Source organism: Herbaspirillum sp. VT-16-41, from assembly GCF_001994935.1.
GTDB classification, from domain to species: domain Bacteria; phylum Pseudomonadota; class Gammaproteobacteria; order Burkholderiales; family Burkholderiaceae_D; genus Herbaspirillum; species Herbaspirillum frisingense.
Genome location: NZ_MUXB01000144.1, coordinates 39,260 through 65,017, shown reverse-complemented (window position 1 = coordinate 65,017; position 25,758 = coordinate 39,260). Strand labels below are relative to the sequence as shown.

24 protein-coding genes and 5 tRNA genes are annotated in these 25,758 nt (G+C 63.4%); 15 read left to right on the top strand and 14 right to left on the bottom strand.

Annotation, left to right across the window (positions count from 1 at the left end; all coding sequences use genetic code 11):
- The 4 genes from BTM36_RS23605 to BTM36_RS23590 all read left to right on the top strand — a co-directional run.
- Positions 1 to 333: cytochrome ubiquinol oxidase subunit I (locus tag BTM36_RS23605; RefSeq protein WP_174616905.1), on the top strand; the 333-nt coding region annotated here is incomplete at its 5' end.
- Positions 334 to 360: 27 nt separating this feature from the next.
- Positions 361 to 1,500, top strand: a complete 1,140-nt coding sequence (cydB, locus tag BTM36_RS23600; protein WP_077238194.1) for a cytochrome d ubiquinol oxidase subunit II — start codon at positions 361 to 363, stop codon at positions 1,498 to 1,500.
- A 36-nt stretch (positions 1,501 to 1,536) separates the two neighbouring features.
- Positions 1,537 to 1,707, top strand: coding sequence for a cytochrome bd-I oxidase subunit CydX (gene cydX, locus BTM36_RS23595; RefSeq protein ID WP_006464422.1), 171 nt, complete (start codon positions 1,537 to 1,539; stop codon positions 1,705 to 1,707).
- Between the two features lie 63 nt (positions 1,708 to 1,770).
- Positions 1,771 to 2,331 (top strand): DUF2867 domain-containing protein, encoded by a 561-nt coding sequence (locus BTM36_RS23590; protein ID WP_077238193.1) that lies wholly within the window; start codon positions 1,771 to 1,773, stop codon positions 2,329 to 2,331.
- 98 nt (positions 2,332 to 2,429) lie between these two features.
- Here BTM36_RS23590 and BTM36_RS23585 read toward each other — a convergent pair whose 3' ends face one another.
- A complete protein-coding gene (locus BTM36_RS23585; protein WP_006464419.1) occupies positions 2,430 to 2,864 on the bottom strand; it encodes an organic hydroperoxide resistance protein in 435 nt (144 codons plus the stop codon).
- Positions 2,865 to 3,106: 242 nt separating this feature from the next.
- On the bottom strand, positions 3,107 to 3,583 hold the full coding sequence (locus tag BTM36_RS23580) for a MarR family winged helix-turn-helix transcriptional regulator (RefSeq protein ID WP_168189830.1): 477 nt from the start codon (positions 3,581 to 3,583) through the stop codon (positions 3,107 to 3,109).
- 178 nt (positions 3,584 to 3,761) lie between these two features.
- Between BTM36_RS23580 and earP the strand changes: the two genes are divergently transcribed.
- Together earP and BTM36_RS23570 are read left to right on the top strand one after the other, a co-directional pair.
- Positions 3,762 to 4,955 carry an elongation factor P maturation arginine rhamnosyltransferase EarP gene (earP, locus tag BTM36_RS23575; RefSeq protein WP_077238192.1) on the top strand — a complete coding sequence of 398 codons (1,194 nt, stop codon included), beginning with the start codon at positions 3,762 to 3,764 and terminating at the stop codon, positions 4,953 to 4,955.
- Between the two features lie 112 nt (positions 4,956 to 5,067).
- Entirely contained in the window at positions 5,068 to 5,643 is a 576-nt protein-coding gene (locus BTM36_RS23570; protein WP_006464413.1) for an elongation factor P, read from the top strand.
- 85 nt (positions 5,644 to 5,728) lie between these two features.
- Here BTM36_RS23570 and BTM36_RS23565 read toward each other — a convergent pair whose 3' ends face one another.
- Complete coding sequence (locus BTM36_RS23565) at positions 5,729 to 6,565, bottom strand: FadR/GntR family transcriptional regulator (protein ID WP_077238191.1); 837 nt, start codon at positions 6,563 to 6,565, stop codon at positions 5,729 to 5,731.
- A 173-nt stretch (positions 6,566 to 6,738) separates the two neighbouring features.
- On the opposite strand from BTM36_RS23565, the gene denD reads away from it, so the two are divergent.
- Positions 6,739 to 7,713 carry a D-erythronate dehydrogenase gene (denD, locus tag BTM36_RS23560; protein ID WP_077238190.1) on the top strand — a complete coding sequence of 325 codons (975 nt, stop codon included), beginning with the start codon at positions 6,739 to 6,741 and terminating at the stop codon, positions 7,711 to 7,713.
- Positions 7,714 to 7,828: 115 nt separating this feature from the next.
- Here denD and mmsB read toward each other — a convergent pair whose 3' ends face one another.
- From mmsB to BTM36_RS23545, 3 genes are all read right to left on the bottom strand, one after another.
- The gene (gene mmsB, locus BTM36_RS23555) at positions 7,829 to 8,722 is read right to left on the bottom strand and encodes a 3-hydroxyisobutyrate dehydrogenase (RefSeq protein WP_077238189.1); all 894 of its coding nucleotides are present in this window, start codon (positions 8,720 to 8,722) and stop codon (positions 7,829 to 7,831) included.
- A 10-nt stretch (positions 8,723 to 8,732) separates the two neighbouring features.
- A complete protein-coding gene (locus BTM36_RS23550) occupies positions 8,733 to 10,241 on the bottom strand; it encodes a CoA-acylating methylmalonate-semialdehyde dehydrogenase (protein ID WP_077238188.1) in 1,509 nt (502 codons plus the stop codon).
- A 73-nt stretch (positions 10,242 to 10,314) separates the two neighbouring features.
- On the bottom strand, positions 10,315 to 11,556 hold the full coding sequence (locus BTM36_RS23545) for an ABC transporter substrate-binding protein (protein WP_077238187.1): 1,242 nt from the start codon (positions 11,554 to 11,556) through the stop codon (positions 10,315 to 10,317).
- 235 nt (positions 11,557 to 11,791) lie between these two features.
- Here BTM36_RS23545 and BTM36_RS23540 point away from each other — a divergent pair, with 235 nt between their 5' ends.
- From BTM36_RS23540 to BTM36_RS23520, 5 genes are all read left to right on the top strand, one after another.
- Positions 11,792 to 12,715 carry a LysR family transcriptional regulator gene (locus BTM36_RS23540; RefSeq protein WP_077238186.1) on the top strand — a complete coding sequence of 308 codons (924 nt, stop codon included), beginning with the start codon at positions 11,792 to 11,794 and terminating at the stop codon, positions 12,713 to 12,715.
- Positions 12,716 to 12,793: 78 nt separating this feature from the next.
- Positions 12,794 to 13,375 carry a DJ-1/PfpI family protein gene (locus BTM36_RS23535; RefSeq protein ID WP_077238185.1) on the top strand — a complete coding sequence of 194 codons (582 nt, stop codon included), beginning with the start codon at positions 12,794 to 12,796 and terminating at the stop codon, positions 13,373 to 13,375.
- A gap of 499 nt (positions 13,376 to 13,874) precedes the next feature.
- A complete protein-coding gene (locus tag BTM36_RS23530; protein ID WP_077238184.1) occupies positions 13,875 to 15,557 on the top strand; it encodes a methyl-accepting chemotaxis protein in 1,683 nt (560 codons plus the stop codon).
- Between the two features lie 120 nt (positions 15,558 to 15,677).
- A complete protein-coding gene (locus tag BTM36_RS23525; RefSeq protein WP_077238183.1) occupies positions 15,678 to 16,265 on the top strand; it encodes an RNA polymerase sigma factor in 588 nt (195 codons plus the stop codon).
- A complete protein-coding gene (locus BTM36_RS23520; protein ID WP_077238182.1) occupies positions 16,265 to 16,642 on the top strand; it encodes a hypothetical protein in 378 nt (125 codons plus the stop codon). The genes BTM36_RS23525 and BTM36_RS23520 overlap by 1 nt, the downstream gene beginning before the upstream one ends.
- 23 nt (positions 16,643 to 16,665) lie before the next feature.
- On the opposite strand, the gene BTM36_RS23515 is transcribed toward BTM36_RS23520, so the two are convergent.
- The 8 genes from BTM36_RS23515 to apbC all read right to left on the bottom strand — a co-directional run bounded on the left by BTM36_RS23515 (position 16,666) and on the right by apbC (position 21,690).
- Positions 16,666 to 17,460: an enoyl-CoA hydratase-related protein gene (locus BTM36_RS23515; protein WP_077238181.1), complete on the bottom strand. Its 795-nt coding sequence runs from the start codon at positions 17,458 to 17,460 to the stop codon at positions 16,666 to 16,668.
- A gap of 732 nt (positions 17,461 to 18,192) precedes the next feature.
- Positions 18,193 to 18,268, bottom strand: a tRNA-Glu gene (locus BTM36_RS23510).
- Positions 18,269 to 18,333: 65 nt separating this feature from the next.
- Positions 18,334 to 18,409: transfer RNA gene (locus BTM36_RS23505), tRNA-Ala, on the bottom strand.
- 217 nt (positions 18,410 to 18,626) lie between these two features.
- Positions 18,627 to 18,702, bottom strand: a tRNA-Glu gene (locus BTM36_RS23500).
- 56 nt (positions 18,703 to 18,758) lie between these two features.
- A tRNA-Glu gene (locus tag BTM36_RS23495) sits at positions 18,759 to 18,834 on the bottom strand.
- Between the two features lie 73 nt (positions 18,835 to 18,907).
- Positions 18,908 to 18,983 (bottom strand) — tRNA-Ala (locus BTM36_RS23490).
- Positions 18,984 to 19,056: 73 nt separating this feature from the next.
- Positions 19,057 to 20,457 (bottom strand): glutamate--tRNA ligase, encoded by a 1,401-nt coding sequence (gene gltX, locus BTM36_RS23485; RefSeq protein WP_077238180.1) that lies wholly within the window; start codon positions 20,455 to 20,457, stop codon positions 19,057 to 19,059.
- A 144-nt stretch (positions 20,458 to 20,601) separates the two neighbouring features.
- Complete coding sequence (gene apbC, locus BTM36_RS23480; protein WP_006465465.1) at positions 20,602 to 21,690, bottom strand: iron-sulfur cluster carrier protein ApbC; 1,089 nt, start codon at positions 21,688 to 21,690, stop codon at positions 20,602 to 20,604.
- A gap of 219 nt (positions 21,691 to 21,909) precedes the next feature.
- On the opposite strand from apbC, the gene metG reads away from it, so the two are divergent.
- The 3 genes from metG to BTM36_RS23465 all read left to right on the top strand — a co-directional run bounded on the left by metG (position 21,910) and on the right by BTM36_RS23465 (position 25,748).
- Positions 21,910 to 23,973 carry a methionine--tRNA ligase gene (gene metG, locus BTM36_RS23475; protein ID WP_039877121.1) on the top strand — a complete coding sequence of 688 codons (2,064 nt, stop codon included), beginning with the start codon at positions 21,910 to 21,912 and terminating at the stop codon, positions 23,971 to 23,973.
- Positions 23,974 to 24,015: 42 nt separating this feature from the next.
- Complete coding sequence (locus BTM36_RS23470; protein ID WP_006465467.1) at positions 24,016 to 24,495, top strand: GNAT family N-acetyltransferase; 480 nt, start codon at positions 24,016 to 24,018, stop codon at positions 24,493 to 24,495.
- A 269-nt stretch (positions 24,496 to 24,764) separates the two neighbouring features.
- On the top strand, positions 24,765 to 25,748 hold the full coding sequence (locus tag BTM36_RS23465) for a sugar-binding transcriptional regulator (protein WP_077238179.1): 984 nt from the start codon (positions 24,765 to 24,767) through the stop codon (positions 25,746 to 25,748).
- Positions 25,749 to 25,758 lie beyond the last annotated feature (10 nt).

Below are 25,758 nucleotides of genomic sequence, written 5' to 3'. Positions count from 1 at the left end.
ATCGCTATCCCGCTGCCCTGGATCGCCGCCGAACTGGGCTGGATCGTGGCCGAATACGGCCGCCAGCCCTGGACCATTGCCGGCATCCTGCCGACCCACCTGTCGGCCTCCTCGCTGCAGCCGGGCAGCCTCTACTTCAGCCTGGCCGGATTCATCCTGTTCTATACCTTCCTGCTGGTGGTGGAAATGATCCTGATGGTGAAGTATGCCCGCCTTGGCCCCAGCAGCCTGCATACCGGCCAATACCACTGGGAAACCAAGGGCCGCGAAAACGGCCCCGACGATGTCCTGCCGCCGCCCCTGAATCCGTCGGCCAATGCCGGCAGCCACTAAGCCACCAGAAGAAATGAGGAAAGCAGAATGATCTTCGATTACGAAACACTCAAGCTGATCTGGTGGGCCTTCGTCGGCGTACTCATCATCGGCTTTGCGCTCACCGACGGCTTCGACTTCGGCGTGGGCATGATGTTGCCCTTTGCCGGCCGCACCGATACCGAACGGCGCATCCTGATCAACTCCATCGGCCCCACCTGGGAAGGCAACCAGACCTGGTTCATCACCGCCGGCGGCGCCACCTTCGCGGCCTGGCCGCTGGTGTATGCCACCGCCTTCTCGGGCTTCTACATCGCCCTGATGGTGTTGCTGTTCTCGCTGTTCTTCCGCCCGGTCGGTTTCGACTACCGCAGCAAGGTGGCCGATCCGCGCTGGCGCAATGCCTGGGACTGGGGCCTGTTCATCGGTGGCTTCGTTCCGCCCCTGATCTGCGGCGTGGCCTTCGGCAACCTGCTGCTGGGTGTGCCCTTCCACTATGACGACACCATGCGGGTCGAATACACCGGCAGCTTCTTCGCCCTGTTGAACCCCTTCGGCCTGCTGGCCGGCCTGTTGTCGGTGGCCATGCTGCTGATGCATGGCGCCGCCTTCGCCTTCGTCAAGACCGATGCCGTGGTGGCCGAACGTTCGCGCAAGACCATCATGGGCGCTGCCCTGGCGACGGTCCTGCTGTTCGTGGCCGGCGGCTTCTGGGTAGCCCAGATGCCGGGTTATCGCATCACCTCCATGCCCGACGCCAACAGCGCCTTCACACCCCTGGCCAAGACCGTGGAAGTGGTCGCCGGAGCCTGGTTCGACAACTACGCCAAGTGGCCCGCGACCAAGCTGTTCCCGGCGCTGGGCGTGGCCGGTGCGGTGCTGGCAGCGCTGTTGGCCATGGTGCGCAGTGCCCGCCTGGCCTTCATCGCAAGCGGCCTGTCGGTAACCGGCATCATCCTCACCGCCGGCATGTCGCTGTTCCCCTTCATCATGCCTTCCTCGCTGGATGCCAAGAGCAGCCTGACCCTGTGGGATTCGGTCTCCAGCCACAAGACCCTGGGCCTGATGTTCTGGATGGTGCTGATCTTCCTGCCGCTGATCATTCTCTACACCGGCTGGGTGTATCGCGTGGTCAAGGGCAAGGTCACGGCCAAGGACATTCACGACAACGAACATACGGCGTATTGATTACGCGCAATCGCAAACTGGAACAAGGAGAACATCATGTGGTATTTCGCCTGGATACTCGGCATCGGCCTGGCGCTGGCCTTCGGCATCATCAATGTCATGTGGCTGGAAGCCAACTACGCCTTCGGGCGCCGCAAGGCTGAGGAAACCCACGAGCGCTTCGCCAGCGCCCGCGCGGCGGAAAAGCAGCGGCGCAACGGCAAGTAGGCTCGGAGGAGCAAGCCGGTAGCCCTGCTACCGGCTTTTTTTTCAACCCGCTTCGAGGTCATCATGCCTGCATCGCACTTCCAGCACACCGAAGAGATCGCTCCTGCCCCGCGCCACTGGGCCCTGCTGCCCGGCGCCGGTTTCGCCGACAGCTTCCGCATCCGGCTTACGCCGCAACTGGCACAGTTGAACACCACCGAGATCACCGCCAGGATGATGGCCGCGCAACCGGCCTGGATCAGCGCCCTGCTGGCGCTGCGCGACCGACTGGTGGCACCGCTGGGCTTGAAGCGCGCATCGGACAACGGCGCACCGGCGGGTTTCCCGCTGTTGATGGCCGAGCCGCGCCGGGTGGTGATGGGGCTCGATGACAGCCATCTCGACTTCCGTCTCTGTGTGGAAAAGTCATCCGGCCATGCTGTGGAGGCGAGCGGTGATGCCAATGATGTCGGCAATGTCGACGATGTCGACGATGTCGGCGACCAGTGGCTGACCGTCACCACCGTCGTACGAACCAAGCGCTGGCTGGGCGAGTTCTATCTGGCCGCAATCATGCCCTTCCACCGTTGCGTGGCCCGCACCCTGCTGCAAGGGTTGCTGCGGGCACCTGGTCGGGCAGACTGACCGGCAAGCCGCAAACGACAATCGCCGCTGGGACCAAAGTCGCAGCGGCGATTTTTTCATCCGCGCTTCCCGTAAAGGGAAGCGCTTGCATCAACGGATCAGACCAGGTTCAGGGTCACGTTGATGTTGTCGCGGGTAGCGTTGGAGTACGGGCAGACTTGGTGAGCCTTGTTCACCAGGTCTTGCGCCACGGCCTTGTCCACGCCCGGCAGCGAGATGTTGAGCTCGGCTTCGATGCCGAAGCCGCCCGGGATCTGGCCGATGCCGACCTTGCCGGTGATGCTGGCGTCAGCCGGCAGGGCAACCTTGGCCTGGCCGGCGACGAACTTCAGCGCGCCCAGGAAGCAAGCCGAATAACCGGCGGCAAACAGTTGTTCCGGGTTGGTGCCGTTACCGCCGGCGCCGCCCAGTTCCTTGGGGGTCGACAGCTTGACGTCCAGGACGCCGTCGGAGGACTTGGCAGAGCCTTCACGGCCGCCGGTAGCGGTAGCGGTGGCGGTGTACAGGGCTTTTTCGATCTTGTTCGAGGGCATGGTCTTTCCTTTCAATGTTCAGGTTAAAACCCTAGCGGGTTCCGTTTGAGGGGCATGGCGTCGAAAGATTCGCTTTCGATCACCATCGACTTGCTAAATCATCCTGCTACTTCAGCGACTTCTGCTACTGCGTGATGCGTGAATGACGTGTGATGCTTTCGTTTTGCTGCCTGCTGCGATAATGCTATAAATAATTCACTATATTATTGCGCACAATATAAAAACCAATGTAACAGGCACGATCACTGCTCTTCGGCGCCATACAAACCCTTGCGGACTTCCTTCAGCTCCACCACCAACTGCCTGACCTGATCCAGCGAGGGCAACATGCAGCTCATCTGCAGCGGCACGGCCTTGGCTTTTTCGCGCAGGGCGCGGCCGGCATCGCTCAGGCTCACCACCACCCGGCGCTCGTCACCGGCGTCGCGGTTACGATGCAACAAACCCATCGTTTCCATGCGCTTGAGCAGCGGGGTGAGCGTACCAGAATCCAGGAACAGGCGGCTGCCCAGCTCCGATACGGTCACCTGATCCTTTTCCCACAAGACCATCATCACCAGGTATTGCGGGTAGGTGATATCCAGCGGCGCCAGGATCTTCTTGTAGGCCTTGGTCATTGCCAACGACGCAGAGTACATCGCGAAACAGAGCTGGTTGTCGAGAAGCAGGGCTTCGTCGATCAAGGCATCCGGTAGCGTCGTTGTGTGCGTCTTGTCCATGGATCGAATATTAAACCGCTCAAAATTAAATTGCAAGCGATTTAATTTGAAAAATCTTGAGTGTGTTGTTCAAGGCCATACAACTGCCGTGCAACTGCCGTCTCCACAAATGGGTATCATGCAGCCCTGCTGCTGTTTATCTGCTTACCGCCTATCTCTCCGTTCCCTGACCCGCCCTATGCCTGCCGCCCGCAATCCCCTGCACTCCCTGGACCTGTTCTGCAAGGTCGTCGACAACTATGGGGATATCGGCATCTGCTGGCGGCTGGCGCGGCAACTGGCGCATGAACATGGCCTCGCGGTGCGCCTGTGGGTCGATGATCTGGTCAGCTTCCGCCGCATCTGGCCGGAAGTGCGGACCGATGCCGCCACCCAGGAGCTGGCCGGCGTGACCGTGCAGCACTGGCGCGGGCAGGATGGCCATTATGGGCCGGCCGACGTGGCCGATATCGTCATCGAGTTCTTCGGCTGCGAGATCCCGCCTGGCTACGTAGAGGCCATGGCACAGCGTCCGGTCAAGCCGGTCTGGTTCAACCTGGAAGGCTTGTCGGCCGAGACCTGGGTCGAGGGGTGCCACACCCTGCCCTCCCCGCATCGTTCGCTGAAGCTGACCAAGTATTTCTTCTTCCCCGGCTTCAACCAGCGTACCGGCGGCCTCACGGTCGAGGCCGGACTGGAAGCGCAACGGCAGGCTTTCCTGGCCAGCAACGCAGGCCTCGCCCTGCTGGCGCGCCTGGGCGTGATAGCCCAGGAGGCGCAAGCCTGCAAGGTCTCGCTATTCTGCTATGACTACGCGCCCATCCGCGAACTGTTTGCAAGCTGGCAAGATTCACCGGTGCCGGTCACCTGCCTCGTCCCCGAAGGCGTGGGTCGCGCCGTGGTCGAGGATTTCCTGGCTGCCCCCATGGTTCCCGGCGCAGGCGCCACGCGCGGCGCCCTGAGCGTGCGGGTGCTGCCCTTCGTGGCTCAGACCGACTACGACCGCCTGCTCTGGAGCTGTGACCTCAATTTTGTCCGGGGTGAAGATTCCTTCGTACGCGCCCAGTGGGCCGGCAAGCCCTTCATCTGGAATATCTATCACCAGGACAAGAACCTTCACCATACCAAGCTCAACGCCTTCCTGAAGATCTACCACCCTGCCACGGCTGCCGTTGCCGACCTGAACCGGGCCTGGAACGGCGCCTATCCCGGCGCATTCGACTGGCACGCCAACTGGCGCACGCTGCAGACCGAGCTGCCGGTCGTGACCGAGGCTGCAGGGCAGTGGCTGCAGGAGATGTTGGCAAATGGCGACTGGATGGACAATTTGCTCCGCTTCGCCCGTCAGCTGGTCGAGCAAGAGTGGAACAGCGCTGAAAATGGGTTAAAATAGCGGGCTACAGTTTTAACGCAGTTTGGCATTCAATCGTACGTGGGCTTGCGGTGAAGTTTTACCAGTGGGCTACTGACAGTTTGAAAAAACCTACTTTTCACGACACATCGCTATGAAATTTGCAAAAGAAATCCGCGTCGGCAACATCATTATGGTCGACAGCAAGCCCATGATCGTCCTGCGCTCGGACGTCAACGGTTCTTCCCGTACCGGCTTCACCTACAAGTGGAAAATGAAGAACCTGCTGACCAACAGCCCCCAGGAAAGCGTCTTCCGTGGCGACGACAAGTTCGACGTCGTGGTGCTGGACAAGAAGCCGGTGACCTACTCGTACTTCGCTGACCCGCTGTACGTCTTCATGGACGAAGAGTACAACCAGTACGAAATCGAAGGCGAGAACATGGGCGACGCCATCGGCTACCTGAAGGACGGCATGCAGTGCGAAGCCGTGTTCTATGACGGCAAGGCCATCTCGGTCGAAATGCCCACCACCATCGTGCGCAAGGTTGCCTACTCGGAACCGGCCGTCAAGGGCAACACCTCGGGCAACGTCCTGAAGGAAGCCAAGATCGAAAACGCCATCGAAGCCAACCAGATCGTCGTGATGGTGCCGCTGTTCGTGAGCCAGGATGACGACATCGAAATCGACACCCGCACCAACGAATACAAGAAGGTCGTGCGCGGCTGATCCTTGCCGATGCCAATAAAAAACGCTGCCTCGTGCAGCGTTTTTTTTATGCCCTTTCAGCCGCCATCCCGGCGGTCTTCCGCAGTCAATTCCCGCTCTTTACCCGCGCCAGGTCCCGTGCCGCCGCCTGTCCTTCGGCACTGGCCCAGAACGCCTTGTCCGCCGCCTGAATGCGCTTGGCCGAATTTTCCATATGCAGCAAGGCCGCCGTGCGCGCCGCGTCGGCATCGCCCGCGCTGATGGCCGCAGCCAGCGCCGCATGCTCGGCGCGCACCTGTTGCACGAACTCGCTGCTGCGCGCCTCGTTCATCCGTGCCACGCGGATCGCGGCATGCAGGAACTGGCTCAGGAACTGCACCAGCGAGGTATAGAGCGGATTATGCGAAGCATTGGAAATGGCCGCATGGAAGGCGAAGTCTTCCTGCACGCCATCGCGGCCAGCTGCGGCAGCGGCATCGATGGCCTGCAAGGCGAGCTGGATGGCCTGGTTCTGCGCCTTGCTGCGGCGCTGCGCGGCCAGCGCCGCCATCTCACCCTCGACCCCACGCCGCAACTCGATCACCCGCAGCACGGCCTGGATGGAATCGCGGCCATCATCCCCGCCCAGATCGAGCCGGAACGGCGTGGTCTGGGTCACCGGCAACACGACCGTCCCGCTGCCCCGCCGCGAACCGACCAGGCCTTCCGACTTCAGCCGCGAAATCGCCTCGCGGATCACCGTGCGGCTCACCGCAAAGCGTTCGGTCAGCTCCATCTCCGAAGGCAGGCGCGCATCAGGTGCAAACTCGCCGCCCCGGATCTGCTGCGCCAGCACGCTGGTGACATGGTCAGCCAGCGTGGTCTTGCCGCGCACGTTCGCCGCCATCGTTGCGAGGGCCGATCCCTGCGGCCTGGAGGAGGAGGATGTCTTCATGGCGCGCATGATACCGCGCCATCTTTGGCTTTTGCGACTTCTTTCAAACGCGCGCAAAGTTGTATTACAACTTTGCTATAATCGCTGTCGAACAACGGGCAGATAGCCCAGATACTGCAACCATGCGCCTGGTGCCAGGTCCCCCGACCCAGACCAGCGACCACAGACCACGAGGAGAACACATGCATATCGTCATCACCGGCGGCGCCGGCTTCCTGGGCAGCCGACTGGCACGCCAGCTGCTGCAGCGCGGCACCCTCACCGGCCGCGACGGCCAGCAGCAAGAGATCAAGCGCATCACCCTGCTGGACGTGGTGCCGGCCCAGGGCTTCGATGATCCGCGCATCGAAGCGGTCACCGGTGACATCGCCGACGCCGCCGTGATCGAGCGCGTCATCACCGCCGAGACGCAATCCATCGTCCACCTGGCCGCCATCGTCAGCGGCCACGCCGAGGCCGACTTCGACCTGGGCATGAAGATCAACTTCGACGCCACCCGCGTCATCCTGGAACGTGCCCGCGCCGTCGGCAGCAAGCCGCGCGTGGTGTTCACCAGCTCGGTGGCGGTGTTCGGCGGCGAACTGCCGGCCGTGGTGCCGGACAACACCCTGCTGATGCCGCAAAGTTCCTACGGTGCGCAAAAGGTGATGGGCGAACTGCTGGTGCAGGATTATTCACGCAAGGGTTTCATCGACGGTCGCGCCCTGCGCATGCCCACCATCTCGGTGCGCCCGGGCGCGCCCAACAAGGCGGCCTCCAGCTTTGCCTCCGGCATCATCCGCGAACCGCTCAATGGCCAGCCCTCGGTCTGCCCGGTCACGCCGGACACCCGCATGTGGCTGATGTCGCCGCGCCAGGCCATCGCCAACCTGATCCACGGTCATGAAATCAATGGCGCCGACCTGGGCCTGGCACGCTTCCTGTCCATCGATGGCCTGTGCGTCACCGTCAAGGACATGGTCGATGCCCTGGAACAGGTGGCCGGTGCGGACGTGGTCAAGCTGATCGAATGGAAGGAAGACGAAGCCATCAAGCGCATCGTCAACTCCTGGCCCGGCCAGTTCGAAGCCAAGCGCGCCAAGGCCCTGGGCTTCACCGCAGATGCCAGCTTCGCCGACATCATCCGCGCCCATATCGAGGATGAAGTAAAGAAGTGAGGAAATGAGCAGCAAGTGAAGAGACTAGCTGCTGCTCTCCACGCAGCAACATGAAAGATAGAGCAAGGGACGACCCGCAGGTCGTCCCTTTTCGTTTGCAGCCTCTCCGGGTGGCTTATTGCGCCTTGCCCAGCATGTTGAAGATGCTGGAGAAGTCCAGCTTGCCGGCGCCATTCATGCTGTGGATGTCGTACAGATTGCGCGCGGTCGCCCCCAGCGGGATGGCGCAGTTGGTCGCCAGCGCGTTTTCCACGGCCAGGCCCAGGTCCTTCAGCATCAGGTCCACACCGAAGCCGCCGGCATAGCCCTTGGAGGCCGGCGCGGTATCCATCACGCCGGGGCAAGGGTTATAGACTTCCAGCGTCCAGTTGCGCCCGGAGCTCTTGGACATGATCTCCGACAACACCTTGGGGTCCATGCCATTGGCAATGCCCAGGCGGATGGCTTCCGAGGTCCCGATCATCAGGATGCCCAGGAGCATGTTGTTGCAGACCTTGACGGTCTGGCCGCTGCCGCTCTCGCCGGCATGGTAGATGGCCTTTCCCATCTTCTGCAGATAGGGCTGGGCCGCCTCGAAGGCTTGCAGGCTGCCGCCCACCATGAAGGTCAGAGTGCCGGCGGTGGCGCCATTGGTGCCACCGGAGACCGGCGCATCCAGCATCTCGAAACCACGCTCCCGGGCCGCTGCGGCCACCTTGCGTGCCGCTTCCGGCGCGATGGTGGAGCAGTCGATCAGCAGGGTGCCGGGCTTGGCCGAGGCCAGCACGCCGGCCTCGCCCAGATAGAGCGACTCCACGTGCCGGCTGGCCGGCAGCATGGTGATGACCACGTCGGCCTTGGCCACCGCCGCCATGGAATCGGCCTCGGTCTTGCCGCCGGTCTCGACCAGCTTGTCCACGCTGGCCTTGACCAGGTCATGACCGCTGACCGAGAAGCCGGCCTTGACCAGGTTCTGCGCCATCGGCAACCCCATGTTGCCCAGGCCGATAAAGACGATGTTGGCGCTCATGCTGCTCTCCTCACTTCAGGGTGATGGTGGTGTTGACCTGGCCAGCCTCTTCATCGGGCGCATACCAGCGCGCGGTGACGGTCTTGGTCTGGGTCCAGAAGGTGACTGCCTGCTTGCCGTTGGGACCGAGGTCGCCCAGCTTGGAAGCACGCGAACCGGTGAAGCTGAAGTAGGCCACCGGCACCGGGATGGGCACGTTGATGCCGACCTGGCCGACGTCGATCTCGTTCTGGAACTTGCGCGCCGCATACCCGGAGCTGGTGAAGATGGAGGTGCCGTTGCCGTTCGGATTGGCGTTGATGAAGGCAATCGCCTCGTCCAGCGTCTCCAGTTCCACGATGCACATGGCCGGGCCGAAGATTTCCTGGGTGTAGATATCCATCTCGGGCTTGACGCCGGTGAAGACGGTGGGGCCGACGAAGTTGCCCTTCTCGTTGCCGGCCACGGTGCAATTGCGGCCATCCAGCAGCAGCTTGGCACCCTGCTCCACACCGCTGGCGATAAGGCGCTCCACGCGTTGCTTGGCTGCCTGCGAGACCAGCGGTCCGACATCGGCCTTGCGATCGGTGCCCGGACCGACCTTCATGGCCTTGGAGCGTTCGACGATCTCGGGAATCCACTCGCGGGTCTGGCCCACCAGCACCACCACCGAGTTGGCCATGCAGCGCTGGCCGGCCGCACCGAAGGCCGCGCCCAGCAGGTTGTTGATGGCCTGGTCCTTGGGCGCATCGGGCAGCACGATGCAGTGGTTCTTGGCGCCCATCATGCACTGGGCGCGCTTGCCGGCTTCGCTGGCGCGACGGTAGATATGGGTGCCGACATGGGTGGAACCGATGAAGGAGACCGCCTTGATATCCGGATGGTCGCAGATCATGTTGGCCACGTCCGGGCCGCCATGCACCACGTTGAGCACGCCCGGCGGCAGGCCGGCCTGGTTGGCCAGTTCGACCAGGAACAGCGACGAGGTGGGGTCCTGTTCGGAGGGCTTCAACACGAAGGTATTGCCGCAAGCCACGGCGATGGGGAACATGAAGCAAGGCAGCATCACCGGGAAGTTGAAGGCGGTGATGCCGGCCCCCACGCCCAGCGGCTGGTACAGGGTGTAGACGTCCACCCCGCCGGCCACGTTCTCGGCCAGTTCGCCAAGCTGCAGGGAGGTGATCGAGCAGGCGTGCTCCACCACTTCCAGGCCGCGCATGACTTCGCCTTCGGCGTCCGGCAGGGTCTTGCCGTGTTCACGGGTGATCAGTTCGGCCAGCGGGGCGATGTTCTCGCGCAGCAGTTGCTGGAACTTGAGCATGATGCGCATGCGCTGCGCCAGCGAGGTATTGCGCCAGGTCTTGAAGGTTTCCTTGGCATTGGCGACGGCGCGATCGACTTCTTCCTTGGTGGCGAAGGGCACGCGGGCCACCACTTCCTGGGTGGCCGGGTTCAGCACGTCGCGCCACTCCTTGGAGGTGGACTGCACCTTTTCACCGTTGAGGTAGAGGGGAACGTTGGGGATATTGGCTTGGCTCATTGCAGTTTCCAGTGTGAAGAGGTGGGAGAGGTGAGGAGAGCACGGCCGGGAGCAGCGCTCCCGGCTTGAACGATTACTGCTTGACCAGCGGGCAGGCCGCATCCATCGGACGGAAGGCCTGCTGCGCCGGGATCACCGACAGCAGTTTCAGGTAATCCCAGGCGCCCTTGGATTCGGCCGGGGTCTTGACCTGGTACAGGTACATGTCGTGGATCACGCGGCCATCGGGACGGATGGAGGCATTGCGCATGACGGCGTCGGAGATCGGGATCTCGCGCATCTTCTGCGAAACCACCTTCCAGTCGGAGGTCTTGGCGGCAGAGCGCGCCTTCAGGAACTGATAGACGCTGGAATAGACACCGGCCTGCACCATGGTCGGCTTGATGTTCTTGAACTGCGATTCGAAGCGTTTGGAGAAGGCGCGCGTCTGATCGTCGTAATCCCAGTAGAACCCATCGGTATAGACCAGCCCCTGTGCCGCCTCCAGGCCCAGCGCATGCACATCCGACAGGAACACCAGCAGCGCCACCAGACGCTGGTCCTTGCCGCCGATGGCGAACGAGCGCGCCTGCTTGATGGCGTTGACCACGTCGGTGCCACCATCGGCCAGGCCGATCACCTGTGCCTTGGACGCCTGCGCCTGCAGCAGGAAGGACGAGAAGTCCGAGGCGTTCAGCGGATGGCGCACCGAACCCACCACCGTGCCGCCATTGGCCTTGACCACGTCGGAGGCATCCTTCTCCAGCGAGTGGCCGAAGGCATAGTCCACCGTCACGAAGTACCAGGACTTGTTGCCCAGCTTGGTCAGCGCCGCCGCTGCACCAGCGGCCTGGGAGTAGGTGTCAAACATCCAGTGGAAGCCGTTGGGTGCACATTCGGCGGTGGTCAGCGCACCGGTGGCCGGGCCGCTGTACATGGCGATGCCGCCCTTGTCCTTGATCAGCTTCTGCACTGCCAGCGCGACCGAGGAATTGGTCAGGTCGGCGATGGCCTCGACCTTGTCGCGATCCAGCCATTCGCGGGCACGGGTCACGCCCACGTCGGGCTTGTTCTGGTTGTCAGCCGAGAGCACCTCGATCTTCATGCCCTTGCATTCGTTCTTGAGGCAATCCTCCACGGCCATCTTGGCCGCCACCACCGAGCCCTGGCCGCCCATGGCCGAATACGGGCCGGACATGTCGGTCAGGACACCGATCTTGACCGTGTTGGCATCCTGCGCCATGGCATTGGTGACGGGCGCCACGCTGGCCACCAGCGAAACGGTACAGGCCACCGCAGCGGCCGAGAGGGAACGGCCGAAAGCGTTCTTGCGCATCTTGTCTCCTTGATCTTGTGATTGTTGTCGGCCTGCCCGGTGGGTATCGATGCGCTCGATATCCCGATGCCGGACCTTGCCGTGATCCTCCTGCCGCCTGGCGACCTCTGCACCACTTGGGTGCCATTGCGGCCCCGCTATTCTGCATGTGCGTATTTATCGATACAATAACCACAAAGACAAAACGCTTTTGCATCAATGCAAATCCAAGATCAGGAAAAGCCATGGAGACGAGATGCTGGACTGGGACAATCTGAGGGTCTTCCTCGAACTCACGCGCAGCCAGGGGCTGGTGGATGCGGCCAAGAAATTGGGCATCGACCACTCCACCGTCTCGCGCCGGATGAAGCGCTTAGAGGAACAGGTCGGCAGCCAGCTGTTCGACCGCAACAACCACGGCTACAAGCTGACCGCCGACGGCTATCGGCTGGTGCAATACGCCGAACAGGTGGAAAGTACCCTCTACGCTGCCACCGAGGAACTGGGCGGCCACAACAGCAAGCTCTCCGGCCAGGTACGCCTGGGTGCCACCGAAGGTTTCGGCACCTACGTCCTGGCGCCGCACATTGCCCACTTCTGCGCCCGCAATCCGCATATCACGGTGGACATGCTGCCCATGCCGCGCTTCGTGAACCTGTCCAAGCACGAGGCCGACATCAGCGTCTCCATCGAGCGTCCCTTGTCGGGTAATTACGTGGTCACAAAACTGTCCGACTATGTCCTGAAGCTTTATGCTTCACGTGAGTACCTGGCCCAGCACCCGACCATTCACACCGTGTCTGATCTGGCGCAACATAACTTCATCGGCTACATCGACGATCTGGTCTTCAGTGAAGAATTGCGCTACAAGGATACGGTGGCGCCGGACGCCTTCCGCGCCTTCCGCAGCACCAGCGTGGTGGCGCAGTACACGGCGGCCTGCGCCGGGCGCGCGCTGGCGATCCTGCCCTGCTTCCTGGCCCAGCAATCCGAGCAACTGGTGCCGGTGCTGCCCGATGAGATCGCCATCACGCGCACCTTCTGGCTGGTGGCCTCCAGCGAGCAGCGGCATGTGGCGCGGGTCTCGGCGCTGTGGAGTTATCTGCGCGAATGCGTGGAGCTGAACCGCGACTTCCTGATGGGCCAGTCGCGGCAGATGCGCTGGCTGGACTCGCCGTAGATCGACAAGACATCCGTTCCAACCCGGCCGCTGCGCGCCCTCCCCGCGCCCGGCGGTCCTTCCCCCAAGGAGATGATGATGGCTGCAAAGAAGATCCTGCTGTTGACCGGCGATTTCGCCGAAGACTATGAAACCATGGTGCCCTTCCAGGCGCTGCAGATGGTGGGCCACACCGTGCATGCGGTCTGCCCCGGCAAGAAGGCCGGCGACAAGATCAAGACCGCCATCCACGACTTCGAAGGCGACCAGACCTATACCGAAAAGCCCGGCCACCAGTTCGCCCTCAACGCCAGCTTCGACGAGGTCAGCGCGGCCGGCTACGACGCCCTGGTGGTGGCCGGTGGCCGCGCCCCGGAATACCTGCGCCTGAATCCCAAGGTGATCGAACTGGTGCAAGCCTTCGCCAAGGCCGACAAGCCCATCGCCGCCGTCTGCCACGGCCCGCAGGTGCTGGCTGCCGCCGGCGTGCTGGAAGGCAAGAAGGTCTCGGCCTACCCGGCCTGCGCACCGGAGGTGAAACTGGCCGGTGGACACTTCGCCGACATCGCCGTAGATGCCGCCATCACGGATGGCAAGCTGGTCACCGCCCCGGCATGGCCCGCCCACCCGGCCTGGCTCGCACAATTCCTGCAGGTGCTGGGGACACGCATCGAACTCTGAAGACAGCTGTAGCCGTGACGAAAGCGCATCCCGCGGGCTGCGCTTTTTTCATGTCCAACGAAAGATCATTCGCATTTCCAGATGAGCAATTATGAGGAAGAAGATCGGTGATGAACAAGGCTTCATTCCACAGGGAAAGATTGCCAGAATGAATTTTACTCACGTTTTGACATATCGCAATCAGTCCCAGGCGGTGGGTGTCGCGTTCGCGTTATAAAGCTAGCCTTTCTCGTTGCACGGCGTGCAACCGGAAACGCGTCTGCAAGTTCGGCAGGCGACACCCACGCAGCTGGAGAACAAATCAGATGATCGTCGTGCACATCCTGGACGGCTGACCCGGCCACCCACCAGGCGTGTCCCTGCCTGATCCGACCCGACGGATCGCCGAAGCACCGGACCACTCATTCCCATTCACACCCACGCCGTCCACAGGCCCATCCGGCCCGCGGACCGGGCATCGCTTTGCCATTGCCATCGCCATTGCCATCGTCTTACGCCCATGAAGATCAACGACTTGCCCCAGGACCTGGTCCCTCGTGTCGACCAAGGTGCCTCCCCATCCCTCGATCCGTCCCACGATCTGCCCCACCACCGCATCAGCCAGGCCAAGCCGCCCGTCCTGCTCCATCCAAAGGCCGGCCTCATCGGCACGGCGGCCGATGACGAAGCCGGGTACCCCTTCCCGGCCCAGGCCACGCTCATGTCCAGTACCGACACCAGCAGCGTGCTGACCTATGCCAACTCCAGCTTCGTCGACATCAGCGGCTTTTCCCGCGACCAGTTGATTGGCCAGCCACACAATATCGTTCGCCATCCCGACATGCCGCGTGAAGCTTTCGCCGACATGTGGGCCACCCTGCGGCAGGGGCAGGCCTGGACCGCCGTGGTCAAGAACCGCCGCGCCGACGGCCATCATTACTGGGTCCGCGCCAACGTCGCGCCGATCCGCCGGGGTGGGCAGATCCGCGGCTTCCTGTCGGTGCGCACCCGTCCCTCGACTGCCGAAATCAGCGCGGCGGCGGCACTCTATCGCCGCTTCCGCGAGGGCCGCGCCCAGGGGCTGCACTTCTGCCAGGGCCTGGTGGTCCGCCGGGGATTATGGTCGTGGACGCGGCTGGGCCAGCTCATGCCGGTACGCTGGCGCATCCGGCTGGCCCTGGGCGCTGTTGCCGTGACGGCAATCGGGGCCCAGGGCCTGCTGAATGCACCGCTGCTGCCCCTGGCGGTGAGCCTGCTGCCCGCACTGGGCGTGGCCGGCTGGTGGCTGGAACGACGCCTGGCTGCGCCGCTGGCGCTGGTACTGCAACAGGCCAAGGCGGTCGCCTGCGGCCAGCCGGCCCAGACCCAGGGCCTGGACCGCATCGACGAGATCGGACAGCTGCTGCGCGCGGTCAACCAGGCCGGGCTGAACCTGCGCGCCCTGATCGACGACGTTTCCGCCCAGCTCGCCGGACTCGATCAAGCCAATCACCAGATCGCCGACGACAACGCCGACCTGCGCCAGCGGACCGCCGCCACCCATGCCCATCTGCAGCAGACCGCCGCGGCAGCCGAGCAGATGTCGGTGGCAGTACGGCATAGCGCCGATACGGCTCAGGCCGCCCATGCCCAGGCGCAACAGACCAGCGAGGCGGCCGCGCAGGGGCGCGAGATCGTGATGCAGGTGGTGCAGACCATGCACGAAATCGCCCAGTCCTCGACCCAGATCGGCGAGATCAATGGCCTCATCGATAGCATCGCCTTCCAGACCAACATCCTGGCCCTGAATGCGGCCGTCGAAGCCGCCCGCGCCGGTGAGGCCGGACGCGGCTTTGCCGTGGTGGCAGCCGAAGTGCGCACCCTGGCCCAGCGCAGCGCCAACGCCGCGCATGAGATCAAGGCCCTGATCAGCCAGAGCGTGGCCAAGAGCCAGGCCGGCGCCACCCGCGCCGAACAGGCAGGCGCCGCCATCGACGGCATCGTCAGCGAGGTGGATGGCATGCGCAGCCTGATCGGCGATATCTCCAGCAGCGCGATCGAACAAAGCCAGGGTGTGGCCCAGGTCAGCGAATCGGCCCTGATGCTGGACCGCATGACCCAGCAGAACGCCGACATGGTCGAGCACTCCGCCGCCGCCGTGGCCGCCATGCAGGAACGCATGGCCACCTTGCGCCAGGCGATCAAGGTGTTCGAGCACGACTGACTCCCCTCCCCGCCCCCTCTGCAGCCCTCCCCAGGCTGGCGGCGGAACCGCTAGAATCGCGGTTCCGCTGCGTTTTTCGCCGATGGCACAATATCTGCGGCGCTGGCCCGTCTTCAGGGCATGCAGCCCATTTCCCTACTCTCCCCGATGAGCGACCAGGACCGCGAGATCACCGCCACCGTCATGCGCGAGCGCAGCCGGCTGGGTGGTTTCATCCGCCGCCGGGTGGCCGACGCGGGCGAAGCCGAAGACATCCTGCAGGAAGTGTTCTATGAGTTCGTCCAGGCCTACCGCCTGCCGGAGCCTATCGAACAGGTCAGCGCCTGGCTGTTCCGGGTGGCGCGCAACCGCATCATCGACCGCTTCCGCAAGAAGAAGGAAGAACCGCTGCCCGAGTCCCGCGATGCCGAAGACCTCGACGGCGCCGACCAGGCCTGGCGACTGGACCTGCTGCTGCCGGCCAGCGAAGACGGACCGGAGGCGGCCTATGCCCGCGCCGCCCTGATCACTGCCCTGCAGGAAGCGCTGGAGGAATTGCCCGAGGCACAGCGCGAAGTCTTCATCGCGCACGAACTCGATGGCAAGAGTTTCAAGGAAATGGCTGCCGACAGTGGCACCAGCCTCAATACCCTGCTGGCGCGCAAGCGCTACGCCGTCCTGCACCTGCGTGAACGCCTGCAGGCGGTCTATGACGAATTGGAGATGTAATGGAACACATGGAAGACAAGCAGACCGATCAAGGACCGGATCACCGCCCCCGGCGTCACCGTGGCGGTCGTGGCTGGTGGCTGGGCAAGCTGGCGCTCTGCGTGCTGATCCTGCCGCTGCTGGGCGGGGTGGTGATGCTGCTCTGGAACTGGGTGATGCCGCCGATTTTCCCCGGGGTCAACCCGATCGGCTTCTGGCGCGCGCTGGGCCTGCTGGCCTTGTGCCGGATACTGTTCGGTGGTTTCCGGGGCCGCCACGGCGGCTGGCAGGAGAAGCGCCGCTTCATGCGCGCACACTGGGAAGCCATGACACCCGAAGAACGTGAACGCTGCGGACGTCGCGGCCGCATGTTCTGCCGTGGTCGCGACGAACGCTGAACCCGGCCGTAAAGGACAAACGACTAGCGATTACCAGCGACCCACGAAGGCGTCCCCTTCTCCAGGAAGGCCCGCAAACCCTCCCGTCCCTCGTCCGATGCGCGCAGGTCGGCGATGACTCCGGCGGTGTATTCCGACAGCGCCGGCGTGACCTGCAGGGGATTGGCCACCTGCACCAGTTGCTTGGCCGCGCGCATGGCCTGCGGCCCGTTGGCCAGCAAGGTATCGATCAATTGCAGCACCTTGCCGTCGAGCTCGGAGGCCAGCGTCACTTCGTGGACCAGGCCGATGGCAGCGGCGCGCACGGCGGAAAAACGCTCGCCCGAGACGAAGAAGCGCCTGGCCTGCGACACCCCCATCTTGGCGATCACATAGGGGCTGATGGCCGCTGGCGCCAGGCCCAGCTTGACCTCCGAGAGCGCGAAGAAGGCCGCTTCCGACGCCACCACGATATCGCAGCACGACACCAGCCCCACGCCCCCGCCCATGACCGCGCCCTGCACCTTGGCCAGGGTCGGCGCCGGGAAGCCGTTGAGGGTTTCCATCAACAGCGCCAGTTTGCGGGCGTCGCGCAGGTTGTCCTCGCGCGAAGCATCGGCCATGCGCCGCATCCAGGCCAGGTCGGCACCGGCCGAGAAGGATTTTCCGGTCGAGCTCAGCAACAGCAGTCGGGTGCGTGGATCATCGCGGGCCTGGGTGATCAGGTCGATCAGCAGCGCGATCAACTGGTCGTCGAAGGCGTTGTGCACGTCCGGCCGGTTCAGCGTGAGCGTGGCCAGGCCACGGGAATCGATGTCGAGATGGGCTGCGCTGCTCATGGGGGCTCCTGTGATCTGTCTGACCTTGCATTGGTGACGAAGGTCAGGGTGCGGGGAGGATAGCGCAAAAAAGGGAGAGTGAATGTTATGGCGGAGACAAATGCGTGCGGGCGGGGCTAGGGGGGTGGCGCGGGCTTTGGTTGACTGGGTTGGCCTGGATTGCTTTCGGTGCGCGTTCAGTCGTCGGCTAACGCTCGCTGCGCGAGCGAGGGATTCGCCCACGTGCCGCGGGCCCGGTTTCGCTTGCAAGCGAAACCCTTCGAATCCCCCCCGCGATGTGCTCAAGCACATCGCTAGGTGCCGCCAAACAAAAAAGCCCGCTTGCGCGGGCTTTAGTTGACTGGGTTGGCCTGGATTGCTTTCGGTGCGCGTTCAGTCGTCGGCTAACGCTCGCTGCGCGAGCGAGGGATTCGCCCACGTGCCGCGGGCCCGGTTTCGCTTGCAAGCGAAACCCTTCGAATCCCCCCCGCGATGTGCTCAAGCACATCGCTAGGTGCCGCCAAACAAAAAAGCCCGCTTGCGCGGGCTTTAGTTGACTGGGTTGGCCTGGATTGCTTTCGGTGCGCGTTCAGTCGTCGGCTAACGCTCGCTGCGCGAGCGAGGGATTCGCCCACGTGCCGCGGGCCCGGTTTCGCTTGCAAGCGAAACCCTTCGAATCCCCCCCGCGATGTGCTCAAGCACATCGCTAGGTGACGCCAAACAAAAAAGCCCGCTTGCGCGGGCTTTTCTATTTGGCGTCCCCTGGGGGATTCGAACCCCCGTACTCACCGTGAAAGGGTGATGTCCTAGGCCTCTAGACGAAGGGGACAAAACGGTACTGCAATTCACTCGACATCAGCTTCCACTAATTCACCCCACATATCTGTGGGTCGCTGGTGGAGGTAAGCGGGATCGAACCGCTGACCTCTTGCATGCCATGCAAGCGCTCTCCCAGCTGAGCTATACCCCCTGCGAAAGGAAAAGTCCCAAACTCCGGACTATCCAACCTCAAGGTAGACTGATCGGTCAGATCAGGCTACTTACTACCTGGCGTCCCCTGGGGGATTCGCCCACATTCTGCGGGCCGCGGAATCGCTTGCAAGCGATTCCCTTCGAATCCCCACGCGATGTGCTCAGCACATCGCTGGACTTCTATAGCCCGACGGCAATCGGACTATTTTTCTACCTGGCGTCCCCTGGGGGATTCGAACCCCCGTACTCACCGTGAAAGGGTGATGTCCTAGGCCTCTAGACGAAGGGGACAACGTACTGCTTCATACCTGTGCTGCTTGCTGGGTGACAGCACAGATATCAGAATCTGGCGTCCCCTGGGGGATTCGAACCCCCGTACTCACCGTGAAAGGGTGATGTCCTAGGCCTCTAGACGAAGGGGACAAGCAGGTACTTCAATTCACTTCTACATCTCAAGCTTCGCCTGAAATATCACCGCAAAACATCTGCGGGTCGCTGGTGGAGGTAAGCGGGATCGAACCGCTGACCTCTTGCATGCCATGCAAGCGCTCTCCCAGCTGAGCTATACCCCCGTTGCGAAGAAGCGAGATTATGCAATACCTATTTTCAAAAGACAACATCTTTTTGAAGAATTATTTCCTTTTCTCAAACATATGCCGCCAAACGTGCCTGAACAGCCTCACGGCCGAACAATTGCAGCACGGCGTCAATGGCCGGGGTCTGCAATTGACCGGCGACGATCAGGCGCAAGGGCATGGCCAGCTGCGGCATCTTGATGCCGTGGGCGGCCAGGACTTCCTTGATCATCGGGGCGATGGCTTCCTTGGTCCACTCCACCGTGGCGACACGCTGGGCGAAGTCGGCCAGGGCCGGCTTGATGGCATCGGTGATGTGCTGGGCCACCAGCGCTGCGTCGGGGGCCGGCTGGCGGTAGAACATCAGGGCCGCAGCGGCGATTTCGTTGACCGTATTGGCGCGATCCTTCAGCAAGCCGATCACGGCCGCCAGGTCGGGCGCGCCTTCGAAGACGGCGCCCTGCGCTTCCAGCAGCGGGCGCACCAGGCCGGCCAGGCGGGTGTTGTCGGCCAGCTTGATGTAATGGTTGTTGAGCCAGTTCAACTTTTCCGGGTTGAATTGCGCCGGGGCCTTGGTCAGGTGGTCCAGGTCGAACCATTCGCAGAACTGCTGCATCGAGAAAATCTCGTCGTCACCGTGGCTCCAGCCCAGGCGGGCCAGGTAGTTCAGCATGGCTTCGGGCAGGTAGCCCTGGGCCGGGTAGTCCATCACGCTGACCGCGCCGTGGCGCTTGGACAGCTTTTCACCATCGGCGCCCAGGATCATGGGGACATGGCCGTATTCAGGCAGCGTGCCACCCAGGGCCTTGAGGATGTTGATCTGGCGCGGCGTGTTGTTCACATGGTCGTCGCCACGGATGACGTGGGTGATCTTCATGTCCCAGTCGTCCACCACCACGCAGAAGTTGTAGGTCGGGGTGCCATCCGGGCGGGCGATCACCAGGTCGTCCAGCTCACGATTGGAGATGGTGATGGGGCCCTTGACCACGTCGTTCCAGCTGACCTCGCCGTCCTGCGGGTTCCTGAAGCGCACCACCGGCTTGCGCTCTGCGGGGATGGCCGGCAGGGTCTTGCCCGGCTCCGGGCGCCAGGTGCCGTCGTAACGCGGTTTTTCGCCGGCGGCGCGCTGGCGTTCGCGCATGGCTTCGACTTCCTCGGGGGTGCAATAGCAGTGGTAGGCCGTGCCCTGCGCCAGCATCTGGCCGATCACTTCGCGATAGCGATCCATGCGCTTCATCTGGTAGAACGGACCTTCGTCATGCTCCAGGCCCAGCCATTGCATGCCCTCGATGATGGCCTGCACCGCTTCCGGGGTGGAACGCTCGACGTCGGTATCCTCGATGCGCAACACGAAGGTACCGCCGAAGCGACGGGCATAGGCCCAGGAGAACAGCGCCGTGCGGGCGCCGCCCAGGTGCAGGTAGCCGGTGGGACTGGGAGCGAAACGGGTACGTACTTGAGTGGCAGTCATGATCGGGAATGAAAAACCAAAACGGCCTTGGCACGCCAAAGCCGTACAACGGTCAGGGATGGAATCGGAAAGGCGTCATTTTAACGCCTTTGCAGGCGGGCACGCCATGCCGGCGGCCCGCCCGGGAGGCTCAACCGGCAACGCTCAGTCGTTCTGCACCACGATGCTGGGGAACTTGCTGGACATGTCGCGCGCCTTCTCGGCCACCTTCACGGCCACCTTACGGGCGATGGCCTTGTAGATCTCGGCCACCTTGCCCTGCGGATCGGCCACCACGGTGGGGGTGCCGGAGTCGGTCTGCTGGCGGATTTCCATGGTCAGCGGCAAGGCGCCCAGGAAGTCCACACCGAAGTCGGCGCACATCTTCTCGCCGCCACCCACGCCAAAGATGGGCTCGGCATGGCCGCAGTTGGAGCAGACGTGCATGCTCATGTTTTCCACGATGCCCAGGATGGGGATGCCGACCTTCTCGAACATGCGCAAGCCCTTGCGCGCATCCAGCAAGGCGATGTCCTGGGGCGTGGTCACGATCACGGCGCCGGTGACCGGCACCTTCTGCGACAGCGTCAGCTGCACGTCGCCGGTGCCGGGGGGCATGTCAACGATCAGGTAGTCGAGGTCGCGCCAGTTGGTCTGGTCCAGCAGTTGCTGCAGGGCCTGGGTGACGATGGGGCCGCGCCAGACCATGGGTTCGTCGGGGTCGATCATGAAGCCGATGGAGGAAACCTGCAGGCCGTGGTTTTCCAGCGGCTCCATGGTCTTGCCATCCTTGGTTTCGGGCTGGCCGGAGATGCCCATCATCATGGGCTGGGAGGGGCCGTAGATATCGGCATCCAGGATGCCTACGCGCGCGCCCTCGGCCGACAGCGCCAGTGCCAGGTTCACGGCGGTGGTGGACTTGCCCACGCCGCCCTTGCCGGAAGCCACCGCAATGATGTTCTTGACGTTGCTCTTGAGCTTGATGCCGCGCTGCACCGCATGGGCCACGATCTTGAAATAGACGTTGGCTTCCACGCCGGTCACACCGGGCAGCTTGCCCAGCGCCTCTTCAACCCGCTGGCGCATCGGTGCGACCTGGCTGGCCGCCGGGTAACCCAGTTCCACGTCCAGCAGCACGCGGCCGCCCTCGACGCGGATGTTGCGGGCTTCCTTGCCCCGGATCAGGTCACGGCCGGTATTGGGGTCGATCACCTGCAACAGGGCCGCCTTGATCTCTTCCACGGTAATGCTCATTGTTTCTCCTTGCTCAGAACCCGCAAGTCTAAACCAATCGGGCCCGAGCCGCCCCGGCGCGGGATCAAACCGGGGGCCGCACCACTGCCCCCCAGGCAAGCCCAAGCCATTGCAATGGAGCAACTACTGCGCCCAAGGGCCGCTGGCTGATAGAATGCCCCTCTTTCATGGCAGTTTCCGGCTGCCTCAATCAACCCTCTTGCATCGTCCGTATCGCCAATGAGCACTTCAGCACCTCGCCAACTCTTCGTCACGACCGCACTCCCCTACGCCAACGGCGCTTTCCACATCGGCCACATCATGGAATACATCCAGGCCGACATCTGGGTCCGGTTCCAGCGAATGCAGGGCAATGAGGTGCATTTCGTCGGCGCCGACGATGCCCACGGTGCGCCCATCATGATCGCTGCCGAGAAGGCCGGCATCACGCCGCAGCAGTTCGTGGCCAACATCGCCGCCGGTCGCAAGCAGTATCTGGATGGCTTCCACATCGCCTTCGACAACTGGAGCTCCACCGACAGCCCCGAGAACCACGAACTGTCGCAGGAGATCTACCGCGCCCTGCGCGACCAAGCCCAGCTGATCTCGACCAAGACCATCGACCAGTTCTATGACCCGGTCAAGAACATGTTCCTGCCGGACCGCTACATCAAGGGCGAATGCCCCAAGTGTGGTACCAAGGACCAGTACGGCGACTCCTGCGAGAACTGCAGCGCCGTCTATGCACCGACCGACCTGAAGAACCCGTACTCGACGCTGTCCGGCGCGACCCCGGTGATGAAGTCCTCGGAACACTTCTTCTTCAGGCTGTCCGACCCGAAATGCGTGGAATTCCTGCGCGAATGGGCGCTCGACAGCAACCGTCTGCAACCGGAAGTGGCCAACAAGGCCCGCGAGTGGCTGGACGGCGAAGGCGGCCTGGGCGACTGGGACATCAGCCGCGACGCCCCCTACTTCGGCATCGAGATTCCCGATGCACCGGGCAAGTATTTCTACGTCTGGCTGGATGCGCCCATCGGCTACCTGGCCTCGCTGAAGAACTACTTCGTCAAGACCGGCCGTGATTTCGACGCCTTCATGGCCGATGACAAGACCGAGCAATACCACTTCATTGGCAAGGACATCACCTACTTCCACACCCTGTTCTGGCCCGCCATGCTCAAGTTCGCCGGCCGCAAGACGCCCAACAACGTCTTCGCGCACGGCTTCATCACCGTCAGCGGCGAAAAGATGTCGAAGTCGCGCGGCACCGGCATCTCGCCGCTGCGCTACCTGGACATCGGCATGAACCCGGAATGGCTGCGCTACTACATCGCCGCCAAGCTGAACGCCAAGGTCGAGGACGTGGATTTCAACCCGGATGACTTCGTCGCCCGCGTCAATGCCGACCTGATCGGCAAGTACGTCAACATCGCCAGCCGTGCTGCAGGCTTCATCGCCAAGCGCTTCGAAGGTCGCGTCTCCACGCAATGGGCGACCGCCGACGACGCCTTCCTGGGCAAGCTGCGCGGCGTGGCCGATGAAATCCGCAGCCTCTACGAACAGCGCGAATACGGCAAGGCCCTGCGCCTGGTGATGGAACAGGCCGACGCCATCAACGCCTATGTGGACGCCAACAAGCCCTGGGAGCTGGCCAAGGACAGCAGCAAGGACGCGCAACTGCACGAAGTCTGCAGCCGCCTGCTGGAAGCCTTCCGCATCCTGACCATCTACCTCAAGCCGGTGCTGCCGCAACTGGCCGCCCAGGTGGAAGCCTTCTTCAAGGTCCAGCCCTTCCAGTGGAGCGACGTGACCACGCCGCTGGCCGACGGCCACGTCATCAATGCCTACTCGCACCTGATGCAGCGCGTCGATCCCAAGATGCTGGATGCCCTGTTCGAGGCGCCGGAAGCCCCTGCGGCAGCGCCTGCAGTCGAAGAGAGCGCCATCGAAGAACTGGCCCCGGAAATCTCCATCGACGACTTCGCCAAGATCGATCTGCGCATCGCCAGGATCGTCAACTGCGAAGCCGTGGAAGGCTCCACCAAGCTGCTGCGCCTGACCCTGGATGCCGGCGAAGGCCGCACCCGCAATGTCTTCTCCGGCATCGCCTCGGCCTACAAGCCGGAAGAACTGGTCGGCAAGCTGACCGTGATGGTGGCCAACCTGGCGCCGCGCAAGATGAAGTTCGGCATTTCCGAAGGCATGGTACTGGCAGCCTCGGCCAAGGATGAAAAGGCCAAGCCGGGCATCTACGTGCTCAACCCGTGGCCGGGCGCCGAGCCGGGCATGCGGGTGCGCTGAGCATCAATCGCACCGGATCGCCCGCACTGGAGGAGACAGCCTATGGATTTCCTGATACGTGAAGCCACATCGGAAGACGCCACCCTGATCGCCGACCTGACCCGGCATAGCTGGGCCAACAAGGTGGCGCCCACTTCCTCCGGCCACCGCGAGGCGGCCGACCATGTGGTGGAAGACCTGCAGCACGGCGGCGCCTTCATCCTGCTGCGCGGCGAAACGCCGGCCGGTTCGGTGCGCTGGCTGCCGCTCGATACCGAGAGCGACGTCTGGGAAATCCGCCGCATGGGCATCGCCCCAGCCTTCCGCGGCGAGCGCCTGTCACAGCATCTGATGGAAGCCCTGATTCACCGCGCCCAGTCGGCCGACGTGCGCGAGCTGCGCCTGGCGGTGCGCACCGACCAGGCGCAACTGGTGGACCTGTATGCGGCCTTCGGTTTCGAGATCGCACCGGAACTGGAGTACACCCGCGCCAATCCGCACGAGGCAGCGCCGATCGTGATGCGCCGGGTGATGCGGCACTAGGGCCTCACCGAAGCACTCCCGCCCTCTCCTCCCGAACAAGCGACGCCCTGGTGCGTCGCTTTTCTTTTGCACTGCCCCTCCCTTATCCCTTCCCCCGGCTCCGCTCCACCAAACCCAGCCCGGAACAGATGTTCATCAAGCCGTAACAATCGCTCGCTACCATCGTGAAAACGTTGTCAGGCGGCCGTCCCGCCTGGCCTGCCGGGGGTGGGTCGGGTGCATGGTCCGTTTCTTCACTTTTTCGCATTTTCGCTCTCCAGAAAAGAACAATGGCCCAAGCGGATCGACAGGAAACCGCCTACATGGCGGTGCGCGTGGCGCGCCTCTACTATTTCCAGAACATGACCACGGCGGCCATTGCCGACGAGATCGGCACCTCGCGCGCGACCGTCTCACGCCTGCTGTCCTATGCGCTGGACCGGGGCCTGGTGGAAATCCGCGTGCACGACCCGCAGCAGGTCTCCGGCAGCCTGGAAGCCGCCCTCGCCCACCACTACCGCCTGCGCTCCATCCAGGTGGTACCGGTGGCCGCCGCCGCCACCGAGAAGGAGACCCTGCAGCGCGTGACCTGCCATGCCGCCGCCTACGTCAATTCGCTGGTGACGCCGGGCACCGTCATCGGCCTGGCCTGGGGCACCACGGTGGCGCAGATCGCCGACCAGTTGCTGCCGCGCCATGTGCATGATGTGGACGTGGTGGCGCTCAATGGCTCCGGCAGCGGCGCCAGCTTCATCAACAGCTTCAGCGAATCCATCGTCTCCCGCTTTGCCCAGAACTACGGCGCACGCGCCCATCACCTGCCGGTACCGGCCTTCTTCGACTATCCCGAGACGCGCAGCGCGCTGTGGCGCGAAAAGAGCATCAAGGCCATCCGCGACCTGCAGGAACGCGCCTCCATCCTGCTCTTTTCCATCGGCGCCGAAGCCACCGGCAGCTACATCCACACCGCCGGCTACCTGGGCGCGGACGAGCGCCGCATCCTGCGTGAAGACGGTCTGGTGGGCGACATCGCCACGGTCTTCTTCCGCGCCGACGGCAGCTGGCGCGACGTCGCCTTCAACGGCCGCAACAGCGGGCCGGACATGGACTGCTTCGCCCGCGCCGCCCATGCGCTGTGCGTGGTCTCCGGCACCGGCAAGCTGCCCGGCCTGAAGGCGGCACTGCGGGGCGGCTTCATCAACGAGCTGATCATCGACGAAACCAGCGCACGCCTGCTGGTCGATCAGATCCGCAGCGGCGCGGCGGCGGCCTGATCGCCCGGCC